This window comes from Parabacteroides johnsonii DSM 18315, from assembly GCF_025151045.1.
Classification (GTDB): domain Bacteria; phylum Bacteroidota; class Bacteroidia; order Bacteroidales; family Tannerellaceae; genus Parabacteroides; species Parabacteroides johnsonii.
Window position 1 is genome coordinate 1,612,195 of sequence record NZ_CP102285.1, and the last position, 24,133, is coordinate 1,636,327.

A 24,133-nucleotide genomic window follows, 5' to 3' on the forward strand; every position below is an offset into this window, starting at 1 on the left:
CAATTATAACGTGAAAATCAATAGACGTGATTTTATCAAAACAGGAGGTATGGTTATGCTTGGATCATTAGCGGCTCCCTCATTCCTGGGAAGTTGTACCGGAAATGGAACAGATCAAGCTACCGGTATCTCATTCGCTCAGAACCATTTTGGTGTCAGTGAAAGCGACATGAAGAAAGTGCTGGCGGCAGCACTTGAAAAAGGCGGCGACTATGCCGATCTTTTCTTTGAACATTCCTACCGGAATAACATAGGATTGCAGGACGGAGCCGTAAACCGGGCTTCCTCCAATATCGATTTCGGTATGGGTGTACGCGTATTGGCCGGCGACCAGACCGGTTATGCGTATGTGGAAAACGTGACTCTCGACGAGATGCTGAAAGCAGCCCGTACGGCAGCCCGTATCGCAACCGGCTCGGCAGGAAAAGCTCCGGCAGCCCTGACAGAGGAACCGATCCTGAATAATTATTATGGCGTGCAGACTCCCTGGGACGAACTCGCCGTAAACGCAAAGACCCCGTATCTTCAGAAACTGAACGATCAGATTTTTGCACTCGATAAGCGGGTACATAAGGTAATGGCTTCACTGGGAGACACGACTTCACACATCTTGTTCTGCAATTCCGAGGGACAGATGTACTACGACTATCGCCCGATGGTGACGTTAGGTGCGGTCTGCATCATGGAAGACAACGGGAAGATCGAAAATTCGTATGCATCCCGCGCTTTCCGTATGGGGGCTGAATTCCTGACAGACGATATCATTGCCGAAGTAGCAAAGGAGGCAGTAGAAAAAACCTCCATCCTGTTCCAGGCCATCAAGCCTAAAGGAGGCGAAATGCCGGTCGTAATGGGTGCCGGAGGCTCCGGTATCTTGTTGCATGAAGCAATCGGCCATGCTTTCGAAGCCGACTTCAATCGCAAGAATACGTCTATCTTCTCCGACCAGCTGAACAAGAAGGTTTGTAACGAGCATATCAATGTGGTGGACGACGGTACGATTCCTTTCAACCGCGGTTCTGTCAACATCGACGACGAAGGCATCGCCGGACAGAAGACCTATATCGTGAAGGAAGGCATCCTGACCAGCTACTTGCACGACCGTATCAGCGCCAAGCATTACGGTATTCCGTCAACGGGCAACGGCCGCCGCGAGTCATTCCGCCAGATGCCGATCCCGCGTATGCGCGCTACCTACATGGAAGCCGGAAACGTGACGGAAGAAGAAATGATCTCGACCGTGAAAAAAGGTATCTATGCCTCCAGCTTTACCAATGGACAGGTACAGATCGGTGCGGGCGATTTCACCTTCTTCGTGAAAGACGGTTACCTGATTGAAAACGGTAAACTGACACAGCCGATCAAGGATATCAATATCATCGGTAACGGTCCTCGTGCATTGGCCGATATCACGATGGTCGGAAACAATTACAAGATGGATAACGGCACTTGGACATGCGGCAAGGACGGACAATCCTGCCCGGTAACCTGCGGGATGCCGTCAGCTTTAGTTAGTAAACTTACAGTAGGAGGAGAAAATTGATATGATTTATGATTTCAGATTTATGATTTATCACCGACACATGAATCTATAATCTGGAATCATAATTCATAAATCATAAATCATAAATTATTAGACATGATAACGAACGAAAATAAAAAGCTGGCTCAATGGGCTATGGAATTTGCCTTGAAAAACGGTTGCCAGGCCTCACGTGTAAGCATCTATAACGGATCGAGCAGTTCTTTCGAAATACGCGACATGAAGATGGACCGTTTGCAGCAGGCATCGGAAAACAGTTTGGTGATCCATCTGTTTGTGGACGGGCGTTTCGGCTCCTTCTCCACAAACCGTCTGGATAAAAAGGAACTGGAAGGTTTCATTCGCAACGGTATCGCTTCCACTCGTTTCCTAGCGGAAGACAAGGCACGCACGTTGCCCGACGCTTCTCTCTATTATAAAGGAGGAGGTGCTGACCTGCAACTGATCGATCCGAAATTCGACTCGATCCAGCCGGACGATAAAGTGGCGCTGGCCATGAACGTCTGCAACGAAATGATGGGGAAAGACGCCCGTATCATCTCGGCCAATTCATCCTACAGCGACGAAAAGGATTTCAAATATATGGTTGCCAGCAATGGTTTCGAAGGGGAAGCATCCGGTTCCTCTTTCAGCTTGGTTGCCAGCGTAAGCATCAAAGGCGAAGGGGATGCCCGCCCGGAATCATACTGGTTCGACTCTTCGCTCTATTATGATACGCTGGTTAAGGAAGGCTTGGGTGCAAAAGCTCTGGAACGTGTAATGCGTAAGCTGGGACAGAAGAAGGTCGCTTCCGGCAAGTATCAGATGGTTGTGGACAATATGAATTCCTCCCGCCTGCTTTCTCCGGTAATCGATGCATTGTACGGTTCTTCCATCCAGCAGAAAAACTCTTTTCTGTTGGATAAAATCGACCAGAAAGTATTGGGTGACCGCCTGACAATTATCGACGAGCCGCACATGGTGGGTGCATCCGGTGCCCGCTATTTCGATGGCGAAGGCGTAGCGACAAAGCGTATGCCGGTGTTTGAAAACGGTGTTCTGAAAACCTATTATATCGATACTTATTCAGCCAATAAGATGGATATGAAACAGACTATCGCCTCCCCTTCTATCCTGACCATGCAGATGGGAAATAGAGATGCGGATGGTCTGATCGCATCTGTCGATAAAGGCATTCTGGTAACCGGCTTCAACGGCGGCAACAGCAACAGTACGACCGGCGACTTCTCCTACGGTGTGGAAGGTTTCCTAATCGAAAAAGGCTGCCTGACACAGCCCATCTCCGAAATGAATGCAACAGGCAACATGATTTCTTTGTGGAGCAACCTAGCCGAAGTCGGCAACGACCCTCGCACGTTCTCCAGCTGGCGTGTTCCTTCGTTATTATTCGACGGAGTGGATTTTAGCGGACTATAGAGAAACGAGACATATCGCAAAAAGGCGGGCTTACCCAAGTCTGCCTTTTTATTTTATCGGATTATTTGTATCCTCCGGTATTAATCATCAATGAGAAACTGGGTGATTTCTTTATCGATATTGCCAAATTGGTCTTTGCAGGAGTTGTTTTAAGTACGTTGTTGGATATAACAAGTGATAAACTGTTAGTTTTAATATTGGGTATTTCAGCTACTGTAGTATTTGTTATTGTAGGTCTTAAATATTATAAAGAAAAAGGAGGTAAATGATGGAAGCCGTATATTTATTCAGTAGTATGATTGTTTTCGGATTAATTATGATTGCGATCCTTTCCTACCGGGAACGGAAATACAAGAAAGAACATCCGGAAGAATGTAAGTAATAAGAAAAAGGAGAAAGCGGCAATTGCTTTCTCCTTTTTCTTTTATACCAACAGGTAAATCGATATAAAATGGCAGACGCTCCCTCCCAGCACAAAGAAATGCCAAACAGGATGCATATATTTATACTTGTCCAGGAAGAAAAACAAGCTGCCCACCGTATAAAACAGCCCTCCTCCTATCAACCAATACAGAACATCCATCGAACCAGTCTCACGAAAGACATGCAGTAAGGGCTTGAAGGCAATTATGACTACCCAGCCCATTGCCAGATAGCAAACCGTTTTCAGATGGTCTTTCTTCTTCATCTTCCGGAAACTCAACCAGACACCGACCACTGCCGCAATCCATACGATGGCGAATAGCGACCAACCCCAATAGCCTTCCTGCCGAAGGGCTACCAGAGTAAAGGGTGTATAAGTCCCCGCAATATGCAGATAGATCGCACTATGGTCGAACCGGCGTAAAAGCCTTTTCTGCCGTGCATGGGTCGAAGCATGGTAAAATGTAGATGTCACATACGAAAGTGTCATACAAACAGCATAAACAGCAAAACTGCCGATCGCCCAAGGATTGCCGCTTCGGATAGCCGCCATCATCAAAACAACGATAGCGGTTAGTCCCAAAAGCATCCCGGCGCCATGTGTCAGGACATTGGCTACCTCTTCACCGTATGTTTGTCGTTGCCGGGCAATCATCCGCTTATAACTGTTCAGCCTTGAACCCGGCCTCTTTTACTGCTGCAATCACAGTAGCAGGAGCAAGATCAACTTTCACTTCCAGCACCTTATTCGGATCGGTCAAATCGATCGACCAGTCATCCGAGGCCATTAACGTATTGAGCTTTGCACCTATTGCCGCTACACATCCACCACACTTTGCATTTGTCTTAAATTTTGTTGTTGCCATAATCATTCTATTTTTAAATTGTTATTTCATGAATTTTAACCGTAAACTATTCAATACTACCGATACAGAGCTAAAAGCCATTGCTGCACTTGCCAACATCGGATTCAACAGCAGTCCGTTTATCGGGAACAAAACGCCCGCAGCCAACGGAATACCGATCACATTATATATAAATGCCCAAAACAAGTTCTGATAAATCAGGCGAACTGTCTGTTTGGACAAACGGATCGCATCGGGAAGCAGCAACAGGTCAGACGTGATAAGCGTGACCATCGCCACATCCATCGCAATATCCGTTCCTTTTCCCATCGCGATACTGACATCCGCCCGGGCAAGTGCTTGCGAGTCGTTAATACCATCGCCGACCATCGCTACTTTCTTTCCTTGTCTTTGCAAAGATACGATATATTCCTCTTTATCGTTCGGCATCACTTCAGCCTTATAATGATCTATGCCCAATGCCTCGCTGACTCGTTCAGCTGTCCGGACACCGTCGCCTGTCAGAAGATGTACTTCTATTCCCTGTTTTTTCAGTTCCTTAACAGCTTCCGCAGAAGTCGGCTTGATACGGTCCGAGATCGCCAAGGCAGCCAACAACCGGGCATCCTGACCATAAAAGACAACACTTTGCCCCTCCTCCTGCCATTGTCCGATTTGCTTACGTGCCTTTTCCGGAATATCGGCCTGGAATAGCTCCAGTAATCCCTGGCTCCCTACCCAGTAGGTGGCCCCTTCGACCTGAATGCGCACGCCCCGTCCTGTCAGGCTTTCGAAATTCTCAGTCTCACAGACCTTTGCACTGGAATCTTCCAACCAACGGATAATAGCGGATGCCAAAGGATGTTCGGACTTCTGCTCTGCCGTGTACAGAATGTCCAAGTAACGGGTATTGTCGTCTGAAATCCAGTAAGAATCCGTAACAACCGGCACACCTTCCGTCAGTGTCCCGGTCTTATCCAAAACAATCGTATCGACCTTGCATAGATTTTCCAGAGCGAAAGCATCCTTAATCAAGATATGCCGTTCGGCCCCTTTTCCCATTCCGACCATCAAGGCTGTCGGCGTAGCCAATCCCAATGCACACGGGCAAGCAATAACCAACACCGAGACGGCCGATAGCAATGCATACGAGAAATAGCTTTCTCCCCCTATCATCAGCCAACAGACAAAGGTGAGAATCGAAAGCAATACGACGACAGGAACAAATATACCGCTTATTTTATCTACAATCCGCTGAACAGGAGCCTTGCTTCCCTGTGCCGATTGAACCATCTGCACGATCTGAGCCAATACGGTCGTTCCCCCGACACCTGTCGCTTCCATCGTAAAAGCGCCCTTCTGATTGATCGTTCCGGCCAACACCCGGTCACCGGCATTTTTCTCCACCGGAATCGGCTCTCCGCTCAGCATACTTTCGTCTACCGAAGAACTTCCCTGTAAAAGAGTTCCGTCCACCGGAATCTTTTCTCCCGGTCGTACACTGATTATATTACCGACCTGAAGAATCGAGATAGGCACTTCTTCTTCTCTCCCGTCCATTACCAAACGGGCCGTTTTAGGCTGCAACCCCATCAATCCTTTTATCGCCGAAGACGTACTGTTCTTAGCACGCTCCTCCATCAGTTTGCCCAACAACACGAACGCGATGATCACGCCTGAAGCCTCATAATAAACATGTGGTTCCAGCCCTTTTTCCAACCAAAATCCGGGACATAAAGTATTGAAAAGGCTGAACAGAAAAGCGATCGAAGTACTGAGTGCGACCAATGTGTCCATATTGGCTTTTCCCCCCAGGGCATGCCGCACGCCGCTCACATAAAACGAGCGTCCGAAAAAGACCATAATGGCCAATGCCAACACCATCATGATCCAGTCGGCAAACGGCATATGCATAAACACCATCCCCAAAAGTGCTAACGGGATGGACAGCACCCATGCACCTATCGTATTCCTCCTCAATATCTTATAATGTTTTCTAGCCATCTCCTCCTGCATGGCTACAGGATCTTCAGCATCGACTATCAGATCATATCCGGCAGCCTGTACAGCTGTTTGCATAGCCTTCAAAGTGATGATAGACGGATTATAAGTCACCGTCAACGTACCCGCAGCGAAATTCACGCTTGCCTTCTCCACACCAGGCAATGCCTGTACCGTACTCTCCACACTCGCCGCACAAACGGCACAACTCATTTCAAGAACAGGCAATACCTTTGTTTCTGTTTCTCTCATATCGCGTTCAAATGTCAAATTTGTTTCATTAGTATAACAAAGATACGGTTTATTCGGTTATTTCGTAACTAAATAAATATTCTTTGATTTTAATAGAATTATTTGCAGAAAGGGGCTATTATTTAACATTCGAATATACGACCTTTGCCGATGATCAAACGAATGAACGAATTAAAAAATAAGACGTATGATACTTGATTCATTAAACAACACAGAAAAAATCGAATGCCTGCATCCTCTATTCAAACAAGCATTCGACTATTTAAAATCTACGGACTTCTCTAAGGTGGAAGATGGTAAGTATGAACTGGAAGGTTCTCGTTTATATGTAAGCGTCGTCAGTATTTTCGGTAAAGAAAAGAAAGATGCTGCTATCGAAACACACAAAAAATACATCGACATCCAGATGCCCCTGTTAGGTGTGGAGAAAATCGGCTGGAAACCGGGATGTGAGCTACAGGAAGAATCGACTCCTTATAACGAGCAAAAAGACATCGCTTTCTATATTGACCGTCCTACAGCCTACACCAAGATCTACCCGGGACAGTTCGCCATTTATTTCCCCGAAGACGGCCATGCACCCGGCATCGGTCAGGGCAATATCCGTAAGGTGATCGTAAAGGTACAAGTTGAAAAATAAAAATAAGAGAGTGTGTCAAAATCTCCTTGTCCCCGCACTTGATGCGGGGACGCAAAAGGACAGGCCTTATTAATCTGACTTTTATAGGGCTGGTTTTAACGCGATCCCGCGAGAGGCGCGGGAACAGGATAGTTTCGACACACTCTCTTATTTTTTATACGCGAAACAGACAAAAAAGCACCAACCAAACTTCGACTAAAGGTACAATAAACCGGAAAAACCTCAAGCAAACCGTTATTCTCACAAAAATATTATTCAATATACTTTAATTTTCAAAAGTTTTCTCTACTTTTGCATTGGCATATTCACAAAGACACATATTATTCCAATGAATTTATAGAATCTAACTCTACCCGACTTCCAAGGTGGGTCAGAGTTTTTTGTATTTTATACATTCTTCAATGATAAAGCCAATAGTGGAGAAGTCCAACGAGTTTTAAAGTCAAATAATTGTAGGGTAACGCAAAATTGCCAATAATGAAGTCGATTCTAATTGTTGATGACAAGCCGGAAATAGCAAAGATCATCATGATCTATTTATCCAGCTCCTATCAAGTGGTGTATATGGAAAATCCAGTAAAAGCCATTTCATGGATGAACGAGGGAAATATTCCGGACGGTATAATTTCTGATTTGAATATGCCGGAGATGAGTGGTGAAGAATTCGTATGTTATTTAAAAGGGAACAACCTTTTCAATCACATCCCAATTTTAGTATTATCGAGCGAAGAAAGCAGTTCAACACGAATACGCCTACTGGAAGAAGGAGCTGAAGATTTTATAATAAAACCATTCAATCCCGAAGAGTTAAGAATCAGGATTAAAAGACTTGTAAAATAACTGATATGGAATATATCTTCTTTGGAAATCATTCTTCACTACCTGGCAGGCTGGAGAGAGCCTTAAATCGACGCGTGGTAGAATGTCCGACACTTACACAGTTTTGTCAGGCTATGGTACATGTGGATCCTGTTAACTTTTGCATATTTTTAGAAAAGGACGATGTCAGGGAAGACTTGGAGACAATCCAAAAACTACGAAAGCTCTATTCTACCGCCTATATTATTTTATTTGCGAATTTCCTGGATAAAGAAGAAAAGATCGCATATATAAAAGTAGGGGTCAATTGTGTCATCACAGAAAGCATAACTAAAGAAGAGCTGCTCCGTTTACTCGCTATCGCAGAAGATTTCCTGAGTAAAAAAGCAATCTGTGACAAGAAAGACAAAGAGCCGGACCGATTATACTCTTTCCACCTCCCTCTTTGGAAACGGGCTTTTGATATCGCCGCATCCTTAGGGGCCATACTATGCTTATCTCCCATTTTCGCCATAACGGCTATTGCTATAGAATTGGAAAGTAAAGGTCCTATTGTCTATAAATCCAAACGGGTAGGCAGCAGTTACAAAATATTCGACTTTTATAAATTCAGGTCCATGTATCCTGACGCAGATAAAAGATTGGCTGAATATAAGACGCAAAATCAGTATAACGCAGAGGTAGAGAGGCTTGGCCCCTCTACCTCTGCAGTACTGCAGGTACCATTAGCGAATGATCGATCGGCAGGTTCCCTTCTATATTCCGATAACTTTAGCACGACAGAGCATGATTATTTAAAAAATAAATCGACAGAACGTGCCAATACTTTTTTTAAGATGGAAAACGATCCGCGTGTCACCCGCGTAGGCCGTATTATTCGAAAATACAGCATTGACGAACTTCCGCAATTATTCAATATTCTAAAAGGTGACATGTCTGTCGTAGGAAACCGCCCATTGCCTATCTACGAGGCTGAACAATTAACTTCCGATAATTATATCGAACGGTTCATGGCCCCTTCCGGATTAACCGGCCTTTGGCAGGTTGAGAAGCGAGGAAATGGAGGCAGTCTGTCTCCAGAAGAGCGTAAACAACTGGATATTAAATATGCCCGGACTTTTTCTTTCAGCCTGGATATGAAAATAATCATCCGGACTTTTACAGCCTTTATTCAGGAGGAAAATGTCTAAACCCGACGGAGGAACATCATGAAAACAACACTTATATTATTATTGATATTCAGCTCTATGCATTGCATGGCGCAAAAACGCAAAAGCTATACGGACAATGCGACAATTGTAGAAGTCGGAGCCAAGTCCGACTCCGACTCCATACAGGCTATGTTGGATGATTACGAACGTGTTCAACTACCTCCCCTTTCAGTGTTTCTTCAATCCGTCTATGAACATCCTTCCGTCAAAATATATGAAGCGAAACGGGATGAGGTAAACGCGGAAAGAAAAATCACCCAACGGGAATGGCTTAGTTACCTGAGATTGCATGGTACATACCAATACGGTCGGAATAATCTCTATTCTACTTCTTCCACAGATGGAAATCCTATAATCAGTGACATAGGAAATAACCAGAATTTATATAATGCAGGAGTATCCGTTAGTATCCCGATCGGTGACTTGGTGAGTAGAAAACAAAAAAACAAGGCTAAAAAAGCACAATATCTTCAACTGCAATCCGAATATGAAATGTCGGTAGAAGAACGAAAATTGATGATTTTACAGGCTTACAACAATGTACTCCAGCAATTGGCGACACTAAAAGCGAAATCCGATGCCGCTGCGTTGTACAACGCCCAAATGAAAATATCCGAACAGGATTTTATTAACGGGAAAATAGATATTACCGCCCTTTCTCTTGAAAGAGGACGCCGTTCAAGTGCTGTGATTACCTATCAAGAAGGCCGTGCCGCCTTACATAACGCCGTCACACTATTGGAGATGCTTACGAATGTAAAGATTATCAACAGAAGCAGCCAGGAAAAATAATGAATATCACATTATACATAATACGTTTCCTTTACCGGATTCGATATCAACTGATATTTGGCTCCGTTATTGTCACGGGGTTGGTTATCTATTTTTCTCGCTTTATACCTAAAACATACACCGTAAAAGCAACAATCTACACCGGCATTGTCTCCGACACAGGTTTAAATAGCGATCAGCAACCGGCCAATTGGAAATCTGTAGAGAATATGTTCGATAACCTTGTCAAGTTGACTCAGGAAAAAGGTATACAGAAAAATATTGCAATCAAACTACTCGCTATAAATCTTGTCCACGGCAACCTTGATGAAGACAATGTTTATATACGTGCCAAAAATTACCAAGAGCTAATAAAAATCATACCTGAAGACTTGCTGCAATTAGTAGACAAAGATTCTGAAGAAAGAACAATCGACAATTTCATGAAATACATGAAAAACGATCCTGAAAATTTCTTATATGGCATACTTAACGGCAACGGGCCATTTTATAGCTACAACAAGCTGTCTTCCCTCACCGCAAAAAGACTGGACAACAGCGATCTTATCGAAATTTCCTACCAGACAACAGATCCGGGCATCACACTAAGTACAATCAAACTCATATATGACGAATTGCGAGCCGCCTATGAAGACATACGCTATAAAACCACAAATGACATCGTTGCCTATTATGAAAAAGAACTTAACAGACAGCAAGCAAAACTGTCAAGCCTGGAAGATAATCTAGTCAACTATAATGTCGCAAACAGTGTCATCAACTATCCGGAACAGACCAAAGCTATAGCTAACTCATATTCAGAATTTGAAAACCGTTACGAAGCGACCCGGAGGGCTCACGAAAGTGCGGACAAAGTCATTCAAAAAATGGAACAATATATGAATATCCGAACAAAATTGGTGAAAGCCAATGATGAGTTTATTCAAGCTCTGAATGAAATATCTTCGATCAATGGAAAAATAACCGAGATTGAAACATTCAATTCGGAAGAGATGCAAAATAAAAACACCGATCTTCTAAAATATAAAGAGCAATTAAGAAGCGCCGAACAAAAAATATCCTCCTTGACGACAATGATAAACAGCTATAAAGAAAGTAAGGAAGGGGTTGCAATCGACGGACTTGTAGACGAGTGGTTAAGGCAAACGATCGTGAAGACAAAAGCGAAAGCCGAATTGGATGTTTTGGACCAAAGAAGAAAGGTTTACAACGAACAGTATAAGATTTACTCTCCCATCGGGACACAAATAGATAGGCAACAACGCGAAATCAAAGTGTTGGAACAATCCTATCTGCAAATGTTGCATGCACTGAACATGGCTAAAATGAAACAGAAGGATATACAGCTCACCTCTGCAACACTAAGGTTGATTTCCGAACCGACATTCCCTATCTTGAGTGATAAAAGTAAACGATCTTTACTGGTTATAGCCGCCTTTTTGGGTAGCATACTTTTTATTATCGGATTTAATCTGCTGATAGAATTACTGGACCGCACCCTACGGGATGCAGACCGTGCCAGACGGCTTACCGGTCTTCCGGTTCTGGCAGCATTCACCGGACACATCAATCTGAAATACCGGGGATTTACAAAGGCTTCGAACAGGGTTGTCGCAGCTTATTGTTGCAATCAATTAAATATATTCTTGCAACTCGGCCGTACCTCAATCATTAATTTGATCAGCTTCGGAGAGCAGGAAGGAAAAAGTTTTATTGCATCCTATTTACAGGAATATTGGGAGGATTTGGGTTTCACTGTCAAAATAATATCTTATGGTAAAGACTACAATTCACAATCGATGGTATATGCTCAAGCCAATAGCATTCATAGTATTTACGAGCCTCCATACGGACAGGAAAGCCCCGATATCCTGATAGTCAAATATCCTCCACTAAGAGATTATCCCATCTCCACTGCTTTGTTGCAGGAAGCACAAGTCAACCTGTTAGTAGCAGATGCCTGCCGGGTATGGACAACCAGTGACACCCAGCTTTTAGGACATTTCAGAAAACAGATCAAGGACAAACCTCTTTATTTGCTATTAAACCGTGCGGAACGGGAATTTGTAGAAGATTTTACCGGCCAGCTTCCTCCCTATTCAGGATTGAAGAATCTGACATTCCGGCTCAATCAATTCGGTCTCACAGCCAATAAATCATAAATATGGAAGGGATAAAAGAAGATACTAAATCTTTCAGCCCCTATCCGCTATTGGTTATAGGGCTTATACTGTTAGCTTATGCATTAATACAACAAATATGGTTGATGGCGGCAGCTGTCGTGATAGTTCCTTTTCTTACTTTTTACATCGTTACCGTGCTTAATAAACCCTACTGGGGATTTATAACCCTATTTACATTGAACTATTTTTTCATCGGGATATTACGTTATGTGAATATCCAAAACAGCAGTGTGATGATGGATGCTTTTATTATATTTCTATTGGTATGTATTTTCCTCTATTCTTTATGCGGAGGGAAAATACCCTGGCAAAGAGCCAACAATAAACTACTGTATATATCTCTTGTATGGATGATCTATGTGTTTTTTGAGTTGTTCAATCCATCCGCAGTCATAGAAGCCTGGGTATATACTCGCAATTCTTTTTACAATTTTACGCTATTGGTGTTATTAACCTCCCTGCTATTAAGCAGAGTGTTGGATATCAAAAGAATATTATTCCTGTTATCCATTTTCACCTTGATAGCGATCGCTAAAGCACTTATACAACGTTATATAGGGTTTGATGCTGGAGAAAATGCCTGGCTAATAAGAAGTGAAAGCTATAAAACACATCTTTTACCAAGTGGAATCCGTTACTTTTCCATTTTTTCGGATGCTGGAAATTTTGGTTCCAATATGGGAATGGCAGCAGTCGTTTTTATGATTTTATCTTTTTATATGTCCAATAAGAAGCTCCGGTATTACTACAGGTTCGTGTCTCTATTTGCTGCTTATGGACTAATAATGTCCGGTACACGCGGCGCCATGATCGTCCCACTTGGAGGATTAGCCATGTTTATCCTGCTTAATAAAAATGTCCGCTATATTGTGGGAGGAGCAATCTGTTTACTTTTTATTTATATTTTTTTCGCTCAAACACATATTTGGGATTCAAACCGGCAGATACATCGTATGCGCACAGCTTTTCATCCGGAAAAAGACGCTTCTTATCTGGTCAGGAAAGCAAATCAGAAACGACTTGCCGAATATATGGTTCATAAACCATTCGGAGAAGGAGTCGGGTTGGCAGGCATAGAAGGAAGACGCTTTTCCCACCGTTTTACAACCGAGGTACCGACAGACTCACACTATGTCAATATTTGGGTACAGTTTGGGATCGTCGGATTATGCCTGCATATCGTCATTTTATTGTTTATCATTACATACAGTGCCTATCTGATCATGTTCCGCATACGAAACAGGGAGCTGAAAGGCATGTTGATAGCCATGAATTGCGGTCTATGGGGTATCATGCTCAGTGCATACGGCAATAATTTTTTCTGGCAGTACCCGACAGGATATATCGCGTATATATTTCAGACTTTTCTTGTTTTAGGAAAATCGTATGACAATGAATTGACAGGACAAACAAAATTAGAACCCAATACAAACATATTATAGCATGGATTTTGAATATGAAATAAACAAATGGTGGTTCTCCAATGGGGATAAACTGATAGAATATGCAGATGCAATCGTATTTCTTTTGTTTCTGATAGCAGTATTGTATATTTTCATTTTTTCATTGGCTTCACTGAAAAAGACAAGGAACAAATATCCTCCTGCCCGGAAGAAACACCGCTTTGTCGTTCTATTTCCTGCCTACCAGGAAGATGCAGTCATTATTAATTCTGTTTGTTCATTTTTGGAACAGGATTACCCTTCCTATATGTATGAGATTATCGTGATAACCGACAAAATGCGGGAAAGAACTATTCAAACACTCAAAGCATTACCATCCATCACAGTATTGGAAGCTGGATATGCCCAAAGTACCAAAACGAATGCGCTCCGTCTCGCCATGGACTACCTGAGTACAAAAACTGAAAAATGTGACATGGTCGTAATCATGGATGCGGACAACATCGTGAACGCATCTTTCCTGAATAAATTGAACGATGCCTATTATTCCGGCTGCCTCGCCATACAAACACATCGAGTTGCCAAAAACAGGAATACCAATACAGCCGTTCTGGATGCGGTCAGCGAAGAGATAAATAATTCCATTTTCCGTTCCGGGCATACCCGCCTGGGCTTTTCCTCCGCATTGATAGGTTCCGGCATGGCTTTCGATTATGATTGGCTTATACAATACATTTATAAAGCGACTCATGTCGGAGTGGATAAACAACTTGAAAGCATGTTGCTTTCACAGAATATCTATATCGAATTTCTGGAAGACGTTTATACTTATGATGAAAAAATCGAAAAGAAAGGACAGTTCTACGAACAACGACGCAGATGGATCGCTACACAATTCACGAATTTGTTTTCCGGCTTATGGAAGCTCCCCAAAGCTTTCTTCTCAGGCAACTGGGATTATTGTGACAAACTTTTGCAATGGATGATGCCTCCGCGAATAATCTTATTTGGTTTTCTGGTGATATTTTCAATTGTAACAACTTGGTACGATTGGTCTTTATCTCTTAAATGGTGGGGAATCACATTCATACTGATCATTTCATTTTTCATGGCGATACCGGATTATCTGGTGGACAATCGTTTCCAGAAAGCCATCATCAGCCTGCCGCTTCTGTTCATTTTAATGTTCCTCAATCTTTTCCGCCTGAGAGGAGCAAACAAAAAATTTATTCATACGGTACACGGTGATCATTCATCCGATAACAATTAATATAAAACCCGACAAAATGAAAATCGCAATAGAAGCACAACGCATTTTTCGCCCGAACAAGCACGGAATGGATTTCGTAGTCCTCGAAACCGTCCGGGAACTGCAGAAGATCGATAAAGAAAATGAATATTTCATTTTTGTAAGTCCGGGAACAGATCACTGCCTGGGAGAAACGGATAATGTACATATCATCGAAGTGAAATGTCCGACCTATCCGCTTTGGGAACAATGGGCATTACCGCGTGCGATAAATAAGTGTAAACCGGATTTACTCCATTGCACAAGCAATACTGCTCCTTTGCGTATTCAGGTTCCTCTGATTCTGACTCTTCACGATATTATTTTTTTGGAGAATAGACAGGGCAGCAGTAAATCCTTATACCAAAATATGGGAAGGTGCTACAGGCGTCTGGTTGTGCCTCGCATTTTGCCTAAATGCCGAAAAATAATCACCGTATCTCATTTCGAATGCAACCGTATACGGGAAACGCTTCATTTGCCGGAAAACAAGATTATGGCTATCTATAATGGTTTTAGTAATCATTTTCAGCCGTTGGACAACATAGAAACAGTCATACAAAAATACATACCGGTAACCGGCTATTTGTTTTTCTTAGGGAATACAGATCCCAAGAAAAATACGCCCCGTACATTGAAAGCATATTATTCGTATCTGCAACAATCCAAAGAGAAGCGCCCTCTATTAATCGCAGACCTGAAACCGGAATTTGTAGATGAGATGCTAAAAGAAACAGGTTTGGAGAATATACGCCCTTACCTGTATCTACTGGGATATATCCCCAATACCGATTTGCCTTTTATATACAATGGTGCTTTCGCTTTTCTCTATACATCTTTGCGGGAAAGTTTCGGTATCCCCTTGCTGGAAGCAATGGCTTGCGGCATCCCAGTAATAACGTCCGACACCTCATCCATGCCGGAGATCGGAGGAGAAGGCGCTATTCTGACGGACCCGACAGACGAGCGATCGATAGCAGCCCAACTCCTTTTATTGGAACAGGATAAAGAATACTATCAAAAACAATCGGCTTATGGGCTCGAACGTGCCAAATGTTTTTCATGGGAACAGACAGCCTGTGAACTGTTAAAACTATATCAATCAACCGTCAAATCTAAATAACACCACCATGAAGAATCGCGACTTTATCATTACCAGCTTACAACCTTGGGATATCGAAATAGGCAGTACCATCAAAAATACGGCCTTGGAGATCTCGAAAAATAACCGGGTTTTATACATCAATACCCCGATGGATTATTCCACCCGATTACGGGGAAATAAAAATAAAGCCTGGACTCGCAGGATGGATGTGATAAAGAAACAGGCCTCTCCCATCCGTCAAATTAACGAACATATGTGGATTGCAGACTGCCCATTTTGCGTCTTGCCGGTCGGAGGATTACCGACTACTTGCCTATTCGATTGGATAAACAGAATCAATAACCGGAAAATAGCAGACTATATCCGTCAAATAACGACTCAATTGAACTTCAATAATTATATACATCTGATAGATACGGATATCTATCGCAGCCAATATTTAAAGGAGTACCTAACCCCATCTCTTTCCATCTATTATTGCAGAGACTTCGTCATTGGAGAATCCTATTGGAAAAAGAACGGGGTGAGACTTGAACCGCTATTGGCCGCCAAATCTGATATTGTCCTGGCAAACTCTACACACTTTGCCGAACGTTTCCGGCAATATAACCGTCACACTTTTTCTATTGAAACCGGAGTCAATCTTGCTCTGTATGATGGTCGGAAAAAATGGCTGATACCGGAAGATATAAAGCCTATACCCCATCCTATAATTGGCTATGTCGGCACAGTCAACAGTACCCGTCTGGATAGTGATCTGCTTTTACAAATTGCAGAAGAACGACCTGTATACAGCTTTGTTTTTACAGGCCCGGAAGACGAAGTGTTCAGTCAACATCCGATACACCGACTCCCTAATGTCTATTTTTTAGGCAAAAAGCCGGTTGAAACTTTACCGGCTTATATCAATAGCTACGATGTCTGCATCAATCCCCAAATGGTCAACGATATTACAAACGGAAATTATCCATTAAAAATAGACGAATACCTGGCTATGGGGAAGCCGATTGTTGCGACCAGTACTCATACCATGCGGGACATTTTTGCGGCACATACATATCTGCCGGCAAATAAAGACGAATATCTTCAAGCCTTAGACAAGGCCCTGAAAGAAATAAATGATCCGATAAAGAAAGAAGAACGTATCTGTTTTGCAGAAACACACAGTTGGGGGCATAGTGTCCAGAAAATTTATAATATTATCGAACAATTTCAAAAGAAGACATTATGAACTATAGAAGTATCTCCGACCTTAATCAGATCATATTAAAGCGCTTATATATCATTCCCAGGGATATCGATCTGGTTGTCGGCATTCCTCGAAGTGGAATGTTTCCGGCAAACCTCCTGGCTCTTTATCTGAATAGGCCTGTGACCGATCTCGGTTCATTTATCAATGGTCATATCTACAAAGCCGGAGAAAGAGGACAGTTCTTTGATTCCCGGCGATACAAAAAAATATTGATCGTCGATGACAGCATTTCGTCTGGGTCAGCTATACAAAAGTGTAAAGAACAAGTCAAACATCTGGAAAATGAGTTTAACATCCGATATTGTGTCGTTTATGCTATTCCCGGTAAAGAAAATATGGTTGATTATGCTTTTGATATCGTTCCTCTTCCTCGTTATTTCCAATGGAATATTCTGAATCACACCGTATTGGAAAAAACCTGTATGGATATAGACGGTGTTTTATGTGTAGATCCCTTACCCGAACAAAATGACGATGGTATATTATATAAAAACTTTATTCTTCATGCGCAGCCTCTATTCATCCCAGGTGCCCCAATTGGCACATTGGTAACTTCCCGTCTGGAAAAATATAGGTCGGAAACAGAAATATGGTTAAAGGCTAACAAGGTTAAATACAACAAATTGGTCATGTTGGATCTACCAAACAAAGAAGCCAGGCAAAAAGCAAACTGTCATGCTTCACATAAAGCAAACGAATATAGACTCAATCCATATAAATTATTTATAGAAAGCTCTTTACCACAAGCTATCGAAATAAATAAAATTACAGGAAAACCCGTTTTATGCACTGAGAACTTCGAGATGATATTTGACTCACAGTCTGTACTGTACAACATAAAAAACGGCCAGTCTTTACCCTTGGTTCGAAAAGGGCTATTAAAACTTAGAGATTTGATTAAAAAAATAATCCGATAGAGATTTCTTATGATAAAACAAAAATCCTGCCACATAGAGACTTTACGTGGAATTGCAATCTTACTTGTTGTGCTGGGGCACGTTATCGGCTCTACATCGGAAGGAGGAATGAAAGTTGCCAATGATTCCTTTTTCAGATATCTATACGATCTTTTTGTAAACATTCGAATGCCTCTCTTCACTGTTATCTCAGGGTGGGTATATGCTTTACATCCCGTAAAGGCTGATAATATTTCCATCTTTCTAAGGAAGAAGGTCAGACGTCTACTATTTCCGATGGTATTTGTCGGTTCCTTATATTTCCTGCTCCAATATTTCATTCCTGGAACAAACAACAAAATGGTATTACCCGATATATGGAAAATTTATATATTTCCTTACAGCATCTACTGGTATTTGCCTGCCCTGTTCCTTGTTTTTATCGGCATAGCTATCTGTGACATAAGAAAATATCTGAATACCATATCCAGATGGTATATTCTTATGATTGTAGCCTGCCTATTATGCTATTCTGAATTAACAGGTATAATACCAAGGTCCGTTCCTAATTATTTTGCATTTAAAAATGCGTTCTACTTATCGCCTTTCTTCCTTACCGGTGTAGGTATTGTCAGGTTCAAAGAGAGACTATCAAGCCCGGTAATGCTAAAAATATATTTAGCGGGCCTTATTATAGGAATTGTTTTACAACAAATGAATTTCTTTTACCCGCATATTACAACATTTTATACCAAATATCATTTATCAATCATTATTGGTATTCTTTCCTCCTCATTTTTAGTCAACTTAAAACTAAACAATCGCTTTTTTATCTGGTTAGCCCAATATGCATACACAATCTATCTATATCATGGTTTTGGCACATCAGGAGGTCGTATTATCCTTTCAGGGATAGGCATACAAAACGAATTTCTTGTATTTCTGTTTGCTGGATCTATTGCAACCTTCTGTCCTATATTAGTGGAAAAAGTCTGTAAAAAGTGGAAAATTTCAAGTAGGCTGTTTTTAGGGACTGTACCCCACAAATAAATTGAAAAGACTTCCTACTTCCTGATAGGGTAACCGTATCAAAATTCTAATACCCTACATTTTATCACACAATCAAGCCTTTTTTTGCAAAAACAACTTGAGAAGCTGCTTGAGACCCGGATATCGGAGTACCGAGACCCGTATGTTGAAAGGCAGGAGATCCGGGTCTCGGAGAGCTGTGACAGGGATGTCGGACAACTTTTCCGCCTTGTTTGGCAGGATTTTATACACTGTTTCTCTTCTTAATCCGGGGAAATACGTCGTTTTTAATAAAAATCCGCTTCTATCTGTCTATATGTTTTTTGCTCATAATTCACATAAACAACATATTATCAATCAAATAAAGAAATATATAAGATGATAGTATGATAGAGGCATGATAGTTGAGAATAGAGACTATCATAACTCAATAAATTGATAATCAATAGTAACTAAGTAATAATGATAGTATGATAGTTGTTTTGTAAATATTCATACAAGATACAAAATACGATATTTAGTTGCGATTTTAGTGTAGTTGTCCTAACTCCCTGACAAAAAGTGAGCGAAACCGTATCAAAGCATAAGTGATTCCATAAATTAACTGCTGGAATCCCCTTGTCCGATTGAAGTAGGGAGTGAGTTTGAGAAGAGGTGAATCGGCATCTCCCAAATAGATGTAATCGGCATAGATTCTATCAGGCAATAACAAATGAAGTATTTGTTCCCGCTCTTCTTCATAAAGTTTCTGGTTCACACTACTGATCCCAGTCTGGTCGTACCGGGCAACTATTACATCAAGATGTGCATAGCTACATTGACGGAAAATCAGACACTCTATAAAAAATTTCCAATCTGAGGCAATCCGATAAGTTTCGTCATACAAATGATCATTAAACAGTGTCCGCCTCAAAAAAGAAGCTTGATGATTCGGATGCGTCTTGTACAAAGTCAACATTGTGATAGGAGTCGGATAGGCAACTCCTTTCGGGTGACGGTCACTGGCATACTTTCCAAACAAAATATCTTCGGTAGGATCAGAAGCGAATATATTTTCCAGGACCGTCGGATCTTCAAAAAGGTCACCCGAATTCATAAAATTATAATAAAGACCTGTGGCTTGACGAATACCTTTATTCATTGCATGATAAATACCTCCGTCGGGTTCCGACACCCAATACGTAATCCGATCAGCAAAGTTTTCGATTATCTCCCGGCTTCCGTCAGTTGATCCGCCATCTATTACAATTGATTCATAATCAGTGAAAGTTTGAGCAAAAAGACTTTCAAGCGTTCTTTTCAAGCCATCCGCATTATTGTAGTTAACTGTGATAACTGATACTTTTTTCATTATCTGCAAAATTTATTTTTTAATAATTGTACAAGCTGGAAAAACCGGCCTAAAAAATCTTTCATTCCTGTAGCACCAAACAGTAATAAGAAGAAATAACAGAAAGTAAAAGGGAGCACCGTCAAACAAGCATACCCGATCAGATTGCTAAAATTTCTTTCTGGCTTGAAAGGAACCCATCGGCTTAGCAAGGTAAAGAGAAAAAAACCAACAGCAAACAAAAAATAATAACGGATTGTCTGCTTCCAATAAACTTTAACCGGAAGCTTAAAACCGGTAGAAAACAAATAATAAGGTTTCCAAAAAACAATGATTGGCAAGATACTGGCTATTTTACCCAGTAATACTCCTGCTATACCCAAATAATAAGCAGCAGTGATAGTGACCGCAAGATTCACAACACCTTCCACCCAAGCAGTCCAGACATCGGCATATAGGCCATGAGCATGATTAAAAATATCTACCACTCCCCGTGTTTGCATAACAAAGACAGTGATCATTAAAAGGATTAGTACACTCTGGCCAAGTAAATATTTCGATCCCAACCAGAGAGTGATGAAAGGCGGCAACAGATGAAAAAGACCAAAAACGACTACACCTGCTATAAAATAGCGAATAGCTGTAAGTTCCCAAAAAACCTTCATAATCTTTTGCTGATCTCCTTCGGCAATCAATTGTCCTACACCCGCACTGACGTTGTCGAGAGCGGTGGAGATGATTTGATTTATTTTTGTGATAATGAGGGTATAATTTCCGTAATATGCAACCATTTTCAGCGAAACAAAAGCGAAGATCATGATTTCGTCACTTCTATTCAGTAAGAAATCTTTAATTTTATGTATAAATATCTGCCTGGTATATACGAATAATCGGGGATTTTTCTCCAGTAGTCGTTTACCATCAGAAAGATTACTTTTTAACCACGGATATTCCTTATCGATTTTCCAGTTCAAGATCAAACAACTGATTATACTAAACAAGAACTCTATACTGATCCAGATAAAAAGTTTTTTGAAATACCAAGCCAATAAGATTTGTACCAGTGTTTTAATAATACTGGCCGTTTGAAAATAGGCAGTGACAATATAGTTCTTTTGATCGGCAGTCAACAATACCTGGCGATAGTTGATGAAGTAACCGATCAGTGAAGAACCGAGATAGCAATAAAACACAAAGTAAATAATACCGAATTCCATCGGTGTCTGTTTGAAGATCAAAGGGAAAAACAGACTGACCACAATTCCCCCTGCCCCAATCATACAGCCTATTTTGCGGTAGACATATCCAAATATAGAAATAAGTTCCGAAATCCGGCCACGATCGGCAACTTGCAACGGTTTGTAAAGAAAGAAACTAATAGCCGATCCTATTCCGAATTCCGCCAAATTGAGAAAACCAAGAATATTAGTTAACGTTCCGGTCAGACCAATAAATTCCACCCCTAGATTATCCAAAAATATTTTTCTGGACACAAAGGATAAAGCCAGTGTGACCAAATAAAAAATCAGACCGATCTGGGCGTTCAATAAACTTTTGTAAGAACGGGACTCATTCATCATTTTGCTTTATGGAATTGGACTGCTTATCATAGAACTACTTTTAGGACCCATAAAAACGGATCGTATACCTAATAAAAAGACTGTTGTCATCAGTAAATCATATAAATAGAACATACGATGTAATAACAGGTATCTTCCAAACAGGTCTATTTTATATACCGGATGATAATAGAAACGTATCATTTCCAGACGTGTATCTACCAGTTTTCTCAAATGCATAAGTCTTTCTTTTCTTAAAACAGTATTTCCCGGCTGATAATCGGTCTTCAAGGTACGGCGAAAACAAACCATCAACGAACGATAGACAGCTTCCATATCCTCAGACGATAGACCATATTTATGCTTTATCTGTTCTGCCAATGATATATACTGCAAGAAACAAACGTATTCCGATTCAAAAGAATTCACACGAACAGACAGCGATGTGCAATACCTAACATAAATATAATGGGTACTTTTTCCATATACGATATAATCACAATACAACAAATACTCCAACATAAAAAGTAAATCTTCGCAACATGCTACTTCTGTATTAAAAGCAATATTATGCTTGTCAATTAAATCTTTTCGGTACAATTTAGAGCATATATACCCTAACCTGCATATATCATCCTGAATAAAAGCATCAGCAAATTGTTTTTCCTTCAAAATTTTATCCTGCAATTTGATTTCCGAAATCACCCTGCCATCAGGAAGACATTCGACAAAACCATGTACGATTAGCCCGGACTTACTATCATCAGATAATAATGCCTCATATAAATCTTTTAAATAATCAGTTTTTACCCAATCATCCGAATCGACAAAACAGACATACTCCCCTGTGGCTTCAACTAATCCTTTATTCCGGGCAGCACTGACACCGGCATTTTGCTGATGAAAAACACGAATTCGTTCGTCTCTATCGGCCCAATCTTCACAAATACTACTTGAAGCATCAGGACTTCCGTCATCTATCAATAATAATTCAAAATCCGGTAAAGATTGTTCTAAAATGCTGCTTATACATTTAGACAAAGTCTTTTCCGCTTTATATATAGGTACGATAACTGAAATCTTACACCTTCGTATCCTGTCTATTGCCGACCGCTCCATTGTCTTAGTTTTATCGATGCTATTAATAACTTATACGACATATACACAAATGCTTTAAAATATTCAAAGCCCAGTTTTTCAGGAAGGAGCTTATGAACATTACGCAAGCAAAGTTTGATACCAGGATTAAAAACGAGTAATGCTTTTATTGGCGAAATATACGTTTGCGTACGGAAGGAAACATATGCCGCATATTGAAACTCCTTATCTTTCGAAAAATAGAGGATTCTGTCAAAATATTTGGCTTTTAAAGTTTCAAACAATACATAAACATCAGAGACCTCTTTCAAATTCGAATGCAAATCTATGTAATCATATAAGCATCCAATTATTTTCACCCTGCATTCCAAAGCATACATTGACGGTTTACCCATAATGGAATCTGATTGAATTGTATAATAATAAGTCGTCTGATCCACACAACAAGCCTTCTGAGCTTTACAAGCCAACATAAAAGACCATAAGTCATCCTCATGTATAATCCCTTCCTGAAAAAAAAGACTACTATCATCTACAAATGATTTTCTTATCAACTTATTCCAAGCCATAACATACCATTTATCTTTAGAATAAGCCGATAATATTTCCTTGTTATTAACTAACAGACAGGTATCCAATAATAAAGGAGGAGTCCAACGGGGCGAGCCTGTTATTTCATAATTACCGATTACAAAGTCGACATCATATTGGATCGCCGCATCCGCCAATAACTCGATACCATTGGCCGGCAAATAGTCGTCACTGTCCAAAAAATAAAGATAATTACCTGTAGCCTGCCGGATGCCTGTATTGCGGGCAGCCGAAAGGCCTCTGTTTTTCTCATGTTTCAGAATGGTGACAATATCACTTCGGGAGGAAGTTTCCAATATACCCCGGACAATATCCATCGAATCATCAGGAGTACAGTCATCGACCAAGATGATCTCAAGATCTTTCCAAGTCTGGCCGAGAACAGATTTTAAACAACGCTCGATATATTTGGAAACATTATAAACAGGTATGATTATAGAAACTTTCATCTTCATAA

Annotated in this window: 21 protein-coding genes; 14 read left to right on the forward strand and 7 right to left on the reverse strand. The window is 41.1% G+C overall.

Going from position 1 to position 24,133, the window contains the following annotated elements; translation table 11 throughout:
* Positions 1–10 precede the first annotated feature (10 nt).
* The 3 genes from NQ564_RS06685 (at position 11) to NQ564_RS19330 (ending at position 3,228) form a co-directional block, all read left to right on the forward strand.
* Positions 11–1,543 (forward strand): TldD/PmbA family protein, encoded by a 1,533-nt coding sequence (locus NQ564_RS06685; RefSeq protein ID WP_008149602.1) that lies wholly within the window; start codon positions 11–13, stop codon positions 1,541–1,543.
* 96 nt (positions 1,544–1,639) lie between these two features.
* On the forward strand, positions 1,640–2,959 hold the full coding sequence (locus tag NQ564_RS06690; RefSeq protein WP_008149600.1) for a TldD/PmbA family protein: 1,320 nt from the start codon (positions 1,640–1,642) through the stop codon (positions 2,957–2,959).
* A 158-nt stretch (positions 2,960–3,117) separates the two neighbouring features.
* Complete coding sequence (locus NQ564_RS19330; RefSeq protein ID WP_317135402.1) at positions 3,118–3,228, forward strand: hypothetical protein; 111 nt, start codon at positions 3,118–3,120, stop codon at positions 3,226–3,228.
* Between the two features lie 155 nt (positions 3,229–3,383).
* Here NQ564_RS19330 and trhA read toward each other — a convergent pair whose 3' ends face one another.
* The 3 genes from trhA to NQ564_RS06705 are packed head-to-tail and all read right to left on the reverse strand — an operon-like array spanning position 3,384 to position 6,480.
* Positions 3,384–4,037, reverse strand: coding sequence for a PAQR family membrane homeostasis protein TrhA (trhA, locus tag NQ564_RS06695; RefSeq protein ID WP_008149596.1), 654 nt, complete (start codon positions 4,035–4,037; stop codon positions 3,384–3,386).
* Positions 4,038–4,041: 4 nt separating this feature from the next.
* Positions 4,042–4,248 carry a heavy-metal-associated domain-containing protein gene (locus NQ564_RS06700; protein WP_008157645.1) on the reverse strand — a complete coding sequence of 69 codons (207 nt, stop codon included), beginning with the start codon at positions 4,246–4,248 and terminating at the stop codon, positions 4,042–4,044.
* Between the two features lie 21 nt (positions 4,249–4,269).
* On the reverse strand, positions 4,270–6,480 hold the full coding sequence (locus tag NQ564_RS06705; RefSeq protein ID WP_129649925.1) for a heavy metal translocating P-type ATPase: 2,211 nt from the start codon (positions 6,478–6,480) through the stop codon (positions 4,270–4,272).
* Positions 6,481–6,667: 187 nt separating this feature from the next.
* Between NQ564_RS06705 and NQ564_RS06710 the strand changes: the two genes are divergently transcribed.
* The 11 genes from NQ564_RS06710 (at position 6,668) to NQ564_RS06760 (ending at position 19,119) form a co-directional block, all read left to right on the forward strand.
* Positions 6,668–7,120: a YhcH/YjgK/YiaL family protein gene (locus NQ564_RS06710; RefSeq protein WP_008149589.1), complete on the forward strand. Its 453-nt coding sequence runs from the start codon at positions 6,668–6,670 to the stop codon at positions 7,118–7,120.
* Positions 7,121–7,594: 474 nt separating this feature from the next.
* Positions 7,595–7,960, forward strand: coding sequence for a response regulator transcription factor (locus NQ564_RS06715; protein ID WP_036608461.1), 366 nt, complete (start codon positions 7,595–7,597; stop codon positions 7,958–7,960).
* A gap of 5 nt (positions 7,961–7,965) precedes the next feature.
* A complete protein-coding gene (locus tag NQ564_RS06720; RefSeq protein ID WP_129649927.1) occupies positions 7,966–9,129 on the forward strand; it encodes a sugar transferase in 1,164 nt (387 codons plus the stop codon).
* Positions 9,130–9,147: 18 nt separating this feature from the next.
* Positions 9,148–9,942, forward strand: coding sequence for a TolC family protein (locus NQ564_RS06725; RefSeq protein ID WP_036608314.1), 795 nt, complete (start codon positions 9,148–9,150; stop codon positions 9,940–9,942).
* On the forward strand, positions 9,942–12,104 hold the full coding sequence (locus NQ564_RS06730) for a GumC family protein (RefSeq protein WP_008149577.1): 2,163 nt from the start codon (positions 9,942–9,944) through the stop codon (positions 12,102–12,104). The genes NQ564_RS06725 and NQ564_RS06730 overlap by 1 nt, the downstream gene beginning before the upstream one ends.
* A gap of 2 nt (positions 12,105–12,106) precedes the next feature.
* On the forward strand, positions 12,107–13,567 hold the full coding sequence (locus tag NQ564_RS06735; RefSeq protein ID WP_008149574.1) for an O-antigen ligase family protein: 1,461 nt from the start codon (positions 12,107–12,109) through the stop codon (positions 13,565–13,567).
* Position 13,568: 1 nt separating this feature from the next.
* Entirely contained in the window at positions 13,569–14,798 is a 1,230-nt protein-coding gene (locus NQ564_RS06740) for a glycosyltransferase (RefSeq protein WP_008149572.1), read from the forward strand.
* A gap of 16 nt (positions 14,799–14,814) precedes the next feature.
* Complete coding sequence (locus NQ564_RS06745; RefSeq protein ID WP_039848183.1) at positions 14,815–15,939, forward strand: glycosyltransferase family 4 protein; 1,125 nt, start codon at positions 14,815–14,817, stop codon at positions 15,937–15,939.
* A 7-nt stretch (positions 15,940–15,946) separates the two neighbouring features.
* A complete protein-coding gene (locus tag NQ564_RS06750) occupies positions 15,947–17,152 on the forward strand; it encodes a glycosyltransferase (RefSeq protein WP_008149569.1) in 1,206 nt (401 codons plus the stop codon).
* Complete coding sequence (locus NQ564_RS06755; protein WP_008149567.1) at positions 17,149–18,090, forward strand: phosphoribosyltransferase; 942 nt, start codon at positions 17,149–17,151, stop codon at positions 18,088–18,090. The genes NQ564_RS06750 and NQ564_RS06755 overlap by 4 nt, the downstream gene beginning before the upstream one ends.
* Before the next feature lie 9 nt (positions 18,091–18,099).
* Positions 18,100–19,119 carry an acyltransferase family protein gene (locus NQ564_RS06760; protein WP_008149566.1) on the forward strand — a complete coding sequence of 340 codons (1,020 nt, stop codon included), beginning with the start codon at positions 18,100–18,102 and terminating at the stop codon, positions 19,117–19,119.
* 508 nt (positions 19,120–19,627) lie between these two features.
* Here the strand turns inward: NQ564_RS06760 and NQ564_RS06765 are convergent.
* Genes NQ564_RS06765 through NQ564_RS06780 form a run of 4 tightly spaced genes read right to left on the reverse strand, consistent with a single transcriptional unit; the run spans position 19,628 to position 24,125 of the window.
* On the reverse strand, positions 19,628–20,449 hold the full coding sequence (locus NQ564_RS06765; protein ID WP_129649929.1) for a glycosyltransferase family 2 protein: 822 nt from the start codon (positions 20,447–20,449) through the stop codon (positions 19,628–19,630).
* Positions 20,449–22,008, reverse strand: a complete 1,560-nt coding sequence (locus NQ564_RS06770) for a lipopolysaccharide biosynthesis protein (RefSeq protein ID WP_008149558.1) — start codon at positions 22,006–22,008, stop codon at positions 20,449–20,451. Before NQ564_RS06770 ends, NQ564_RS06765 begins: the two co-directional genes overlap by 1 nt.
* Before the next feature lie 6 nt (positions 22,009–22,014).
* The gene (locus NQ564_RS06775; protein ID WP_008149556.1) at positions 22,015–23,106 is read right to left on the reverse strand and encodes a glycosyltransferase family 2 protein; all 1,092 of its coding nucleotides are present in this window, start codon (positions 23,104–23,106) and stop codon (positions 22,015–22,017) included.
* Complete coding sequence (locus NQ564_RS06780) at positions 23,088–24,125, reverse strand: glycosyltransferase family 2 protein (protein ID WP_227963236.1); 1,038 nt, start codon at positions 24,123–24,125, stop codon at positions 23,088–23,090. The genes NQ564_RS06775 and NQ564_RS06780 overlap by 19 nt, the downstream gene beginning before the upstream one ends.
* Between the last annotated feature and the right edge of the window lie 8 nt (positions 24,126–24,133).

Bases quoted from the DNA above. Each gene is read 5' to 3' on its own strand.
- NQ564_RS06690 (WP_008149600.1), top strand. From the start codon at position 1,640: ATGATAACGAACGAAAATAAAAAGCTGGCTCAATGGGCTATGGAATTT.
- trhA (WP_008149596.1), bottom strand. From the start codon at position 4,037: ATGATTGCCCGGCAACGACAAACATACGGTGAAGAGGTAGCCAATGTC.
- NQ564_RS06700 (WP_008157645.1), bottom strand. From the start codon at position 4,248: ATGGCAACAACAAAATTTAAGACAAATGCAAAGTGTGGTGGATGTGTA.
- NQ564_RS06705 (WP_129649925.1), bottom strand. From the start codon at position 6,480: ATGAGAGAAACAGAAACAAAGGTATTGCCTGTTCTTGAAATGAGTTGT.
- NQ564_RS06710 (WP_008149589.1), top strand. From the start codon at position 6,668: ATGATACTTGATTCATTAAACAACACAGAAAAAATCGAATGCCTGCAT.
- NQ564_RS06720 (WP_129649927.1), top strand. From the start codon at position 7,966: ATGGAATATATCTTCTTTGGAAATCATTCTTCACTACCTGGCAGGCTG.
- NQ564_RS06725 (WP_036608314.1), top strand. From the start codon at position 9,148: ATGAAAACAACACTTATATTATTATTGATATTCAGCTCTATGCATTGC.
- NQ564_RS06730 (WP_008149577.1), top strand. From the start codon at position 9,942: ATGAATATCACATTATACATAATACGTTTCCTTTACCGGATTCGATAT.
- NQ564_RS06735 (WP_008149574.1), top strand. From the start codon at position 12,107: ATGGAAGGGATAAAAGAAGATACTAAATCTTTCAGCCCCTATCCGCTA.
- NQ564_RS06740 (WP_008149572.1), top strand. From the start codon at position 13,569: ATGGATTTTGAATATGAAATAAACAAATGGTGGTTCTCCAATGGGGAT.
- NQ564_RS06745 (WP_039848183.1), top strand. From the start codon at position 14,815: ATGAAAATCGCAATAGAAGCACAACGCATTTTTCGCCCGAACAAGCAC.
- NQ564_RS06750 (WP_008149569.1), top strand. From the start codon at position 15,947: ATGAAGAATCGCGACTTTATCATTACCAGCTTACAACCTTGGGATATC.
- NQ564_RS06755 (WP_008149567.1), top strand. From the start codon at position 17,149: ATGAACTATAGAAGTATCTCCGACCTTAATCAGATCATATTAAAGCGC.
- NQ564_RS06760 (WP_008149566.1), top strand. From the start codon at position 18,100: ATGATAAAACAAAAATCCTGCCACATAGAGACTTTACGTGGAATTGCA.
- NQ564_RS06765 (WP_129649929.1), bottom strand. From the start codon at position 20,449: ATGAAAAAAGTATCAGTTATCACAGTTAACTACAATAATGCGGATGGC.
- NQ564_RS06770 (WP_008149558.1), bottom strand. From the start codon at position 22,008: ATGATGAATGAGTCCCGTTCTTACAAAAGTTTATTGAACGCCCAGATC.
- NQ564_RS06775 (WP_008149556.1), bottom strand. From the start codon at position 23,106: ATGGAGCGGTCGGCAATAGACAGGATACGAAGGTGTAAGATTTCAGTT.
- NQ564_RS06780 (WP_227963236.1), bottom strand. From the start codon at position 24,125: ATGAAAGTTTCTATAATCATACCTGTTTATAATGTTTCCAAATATATC.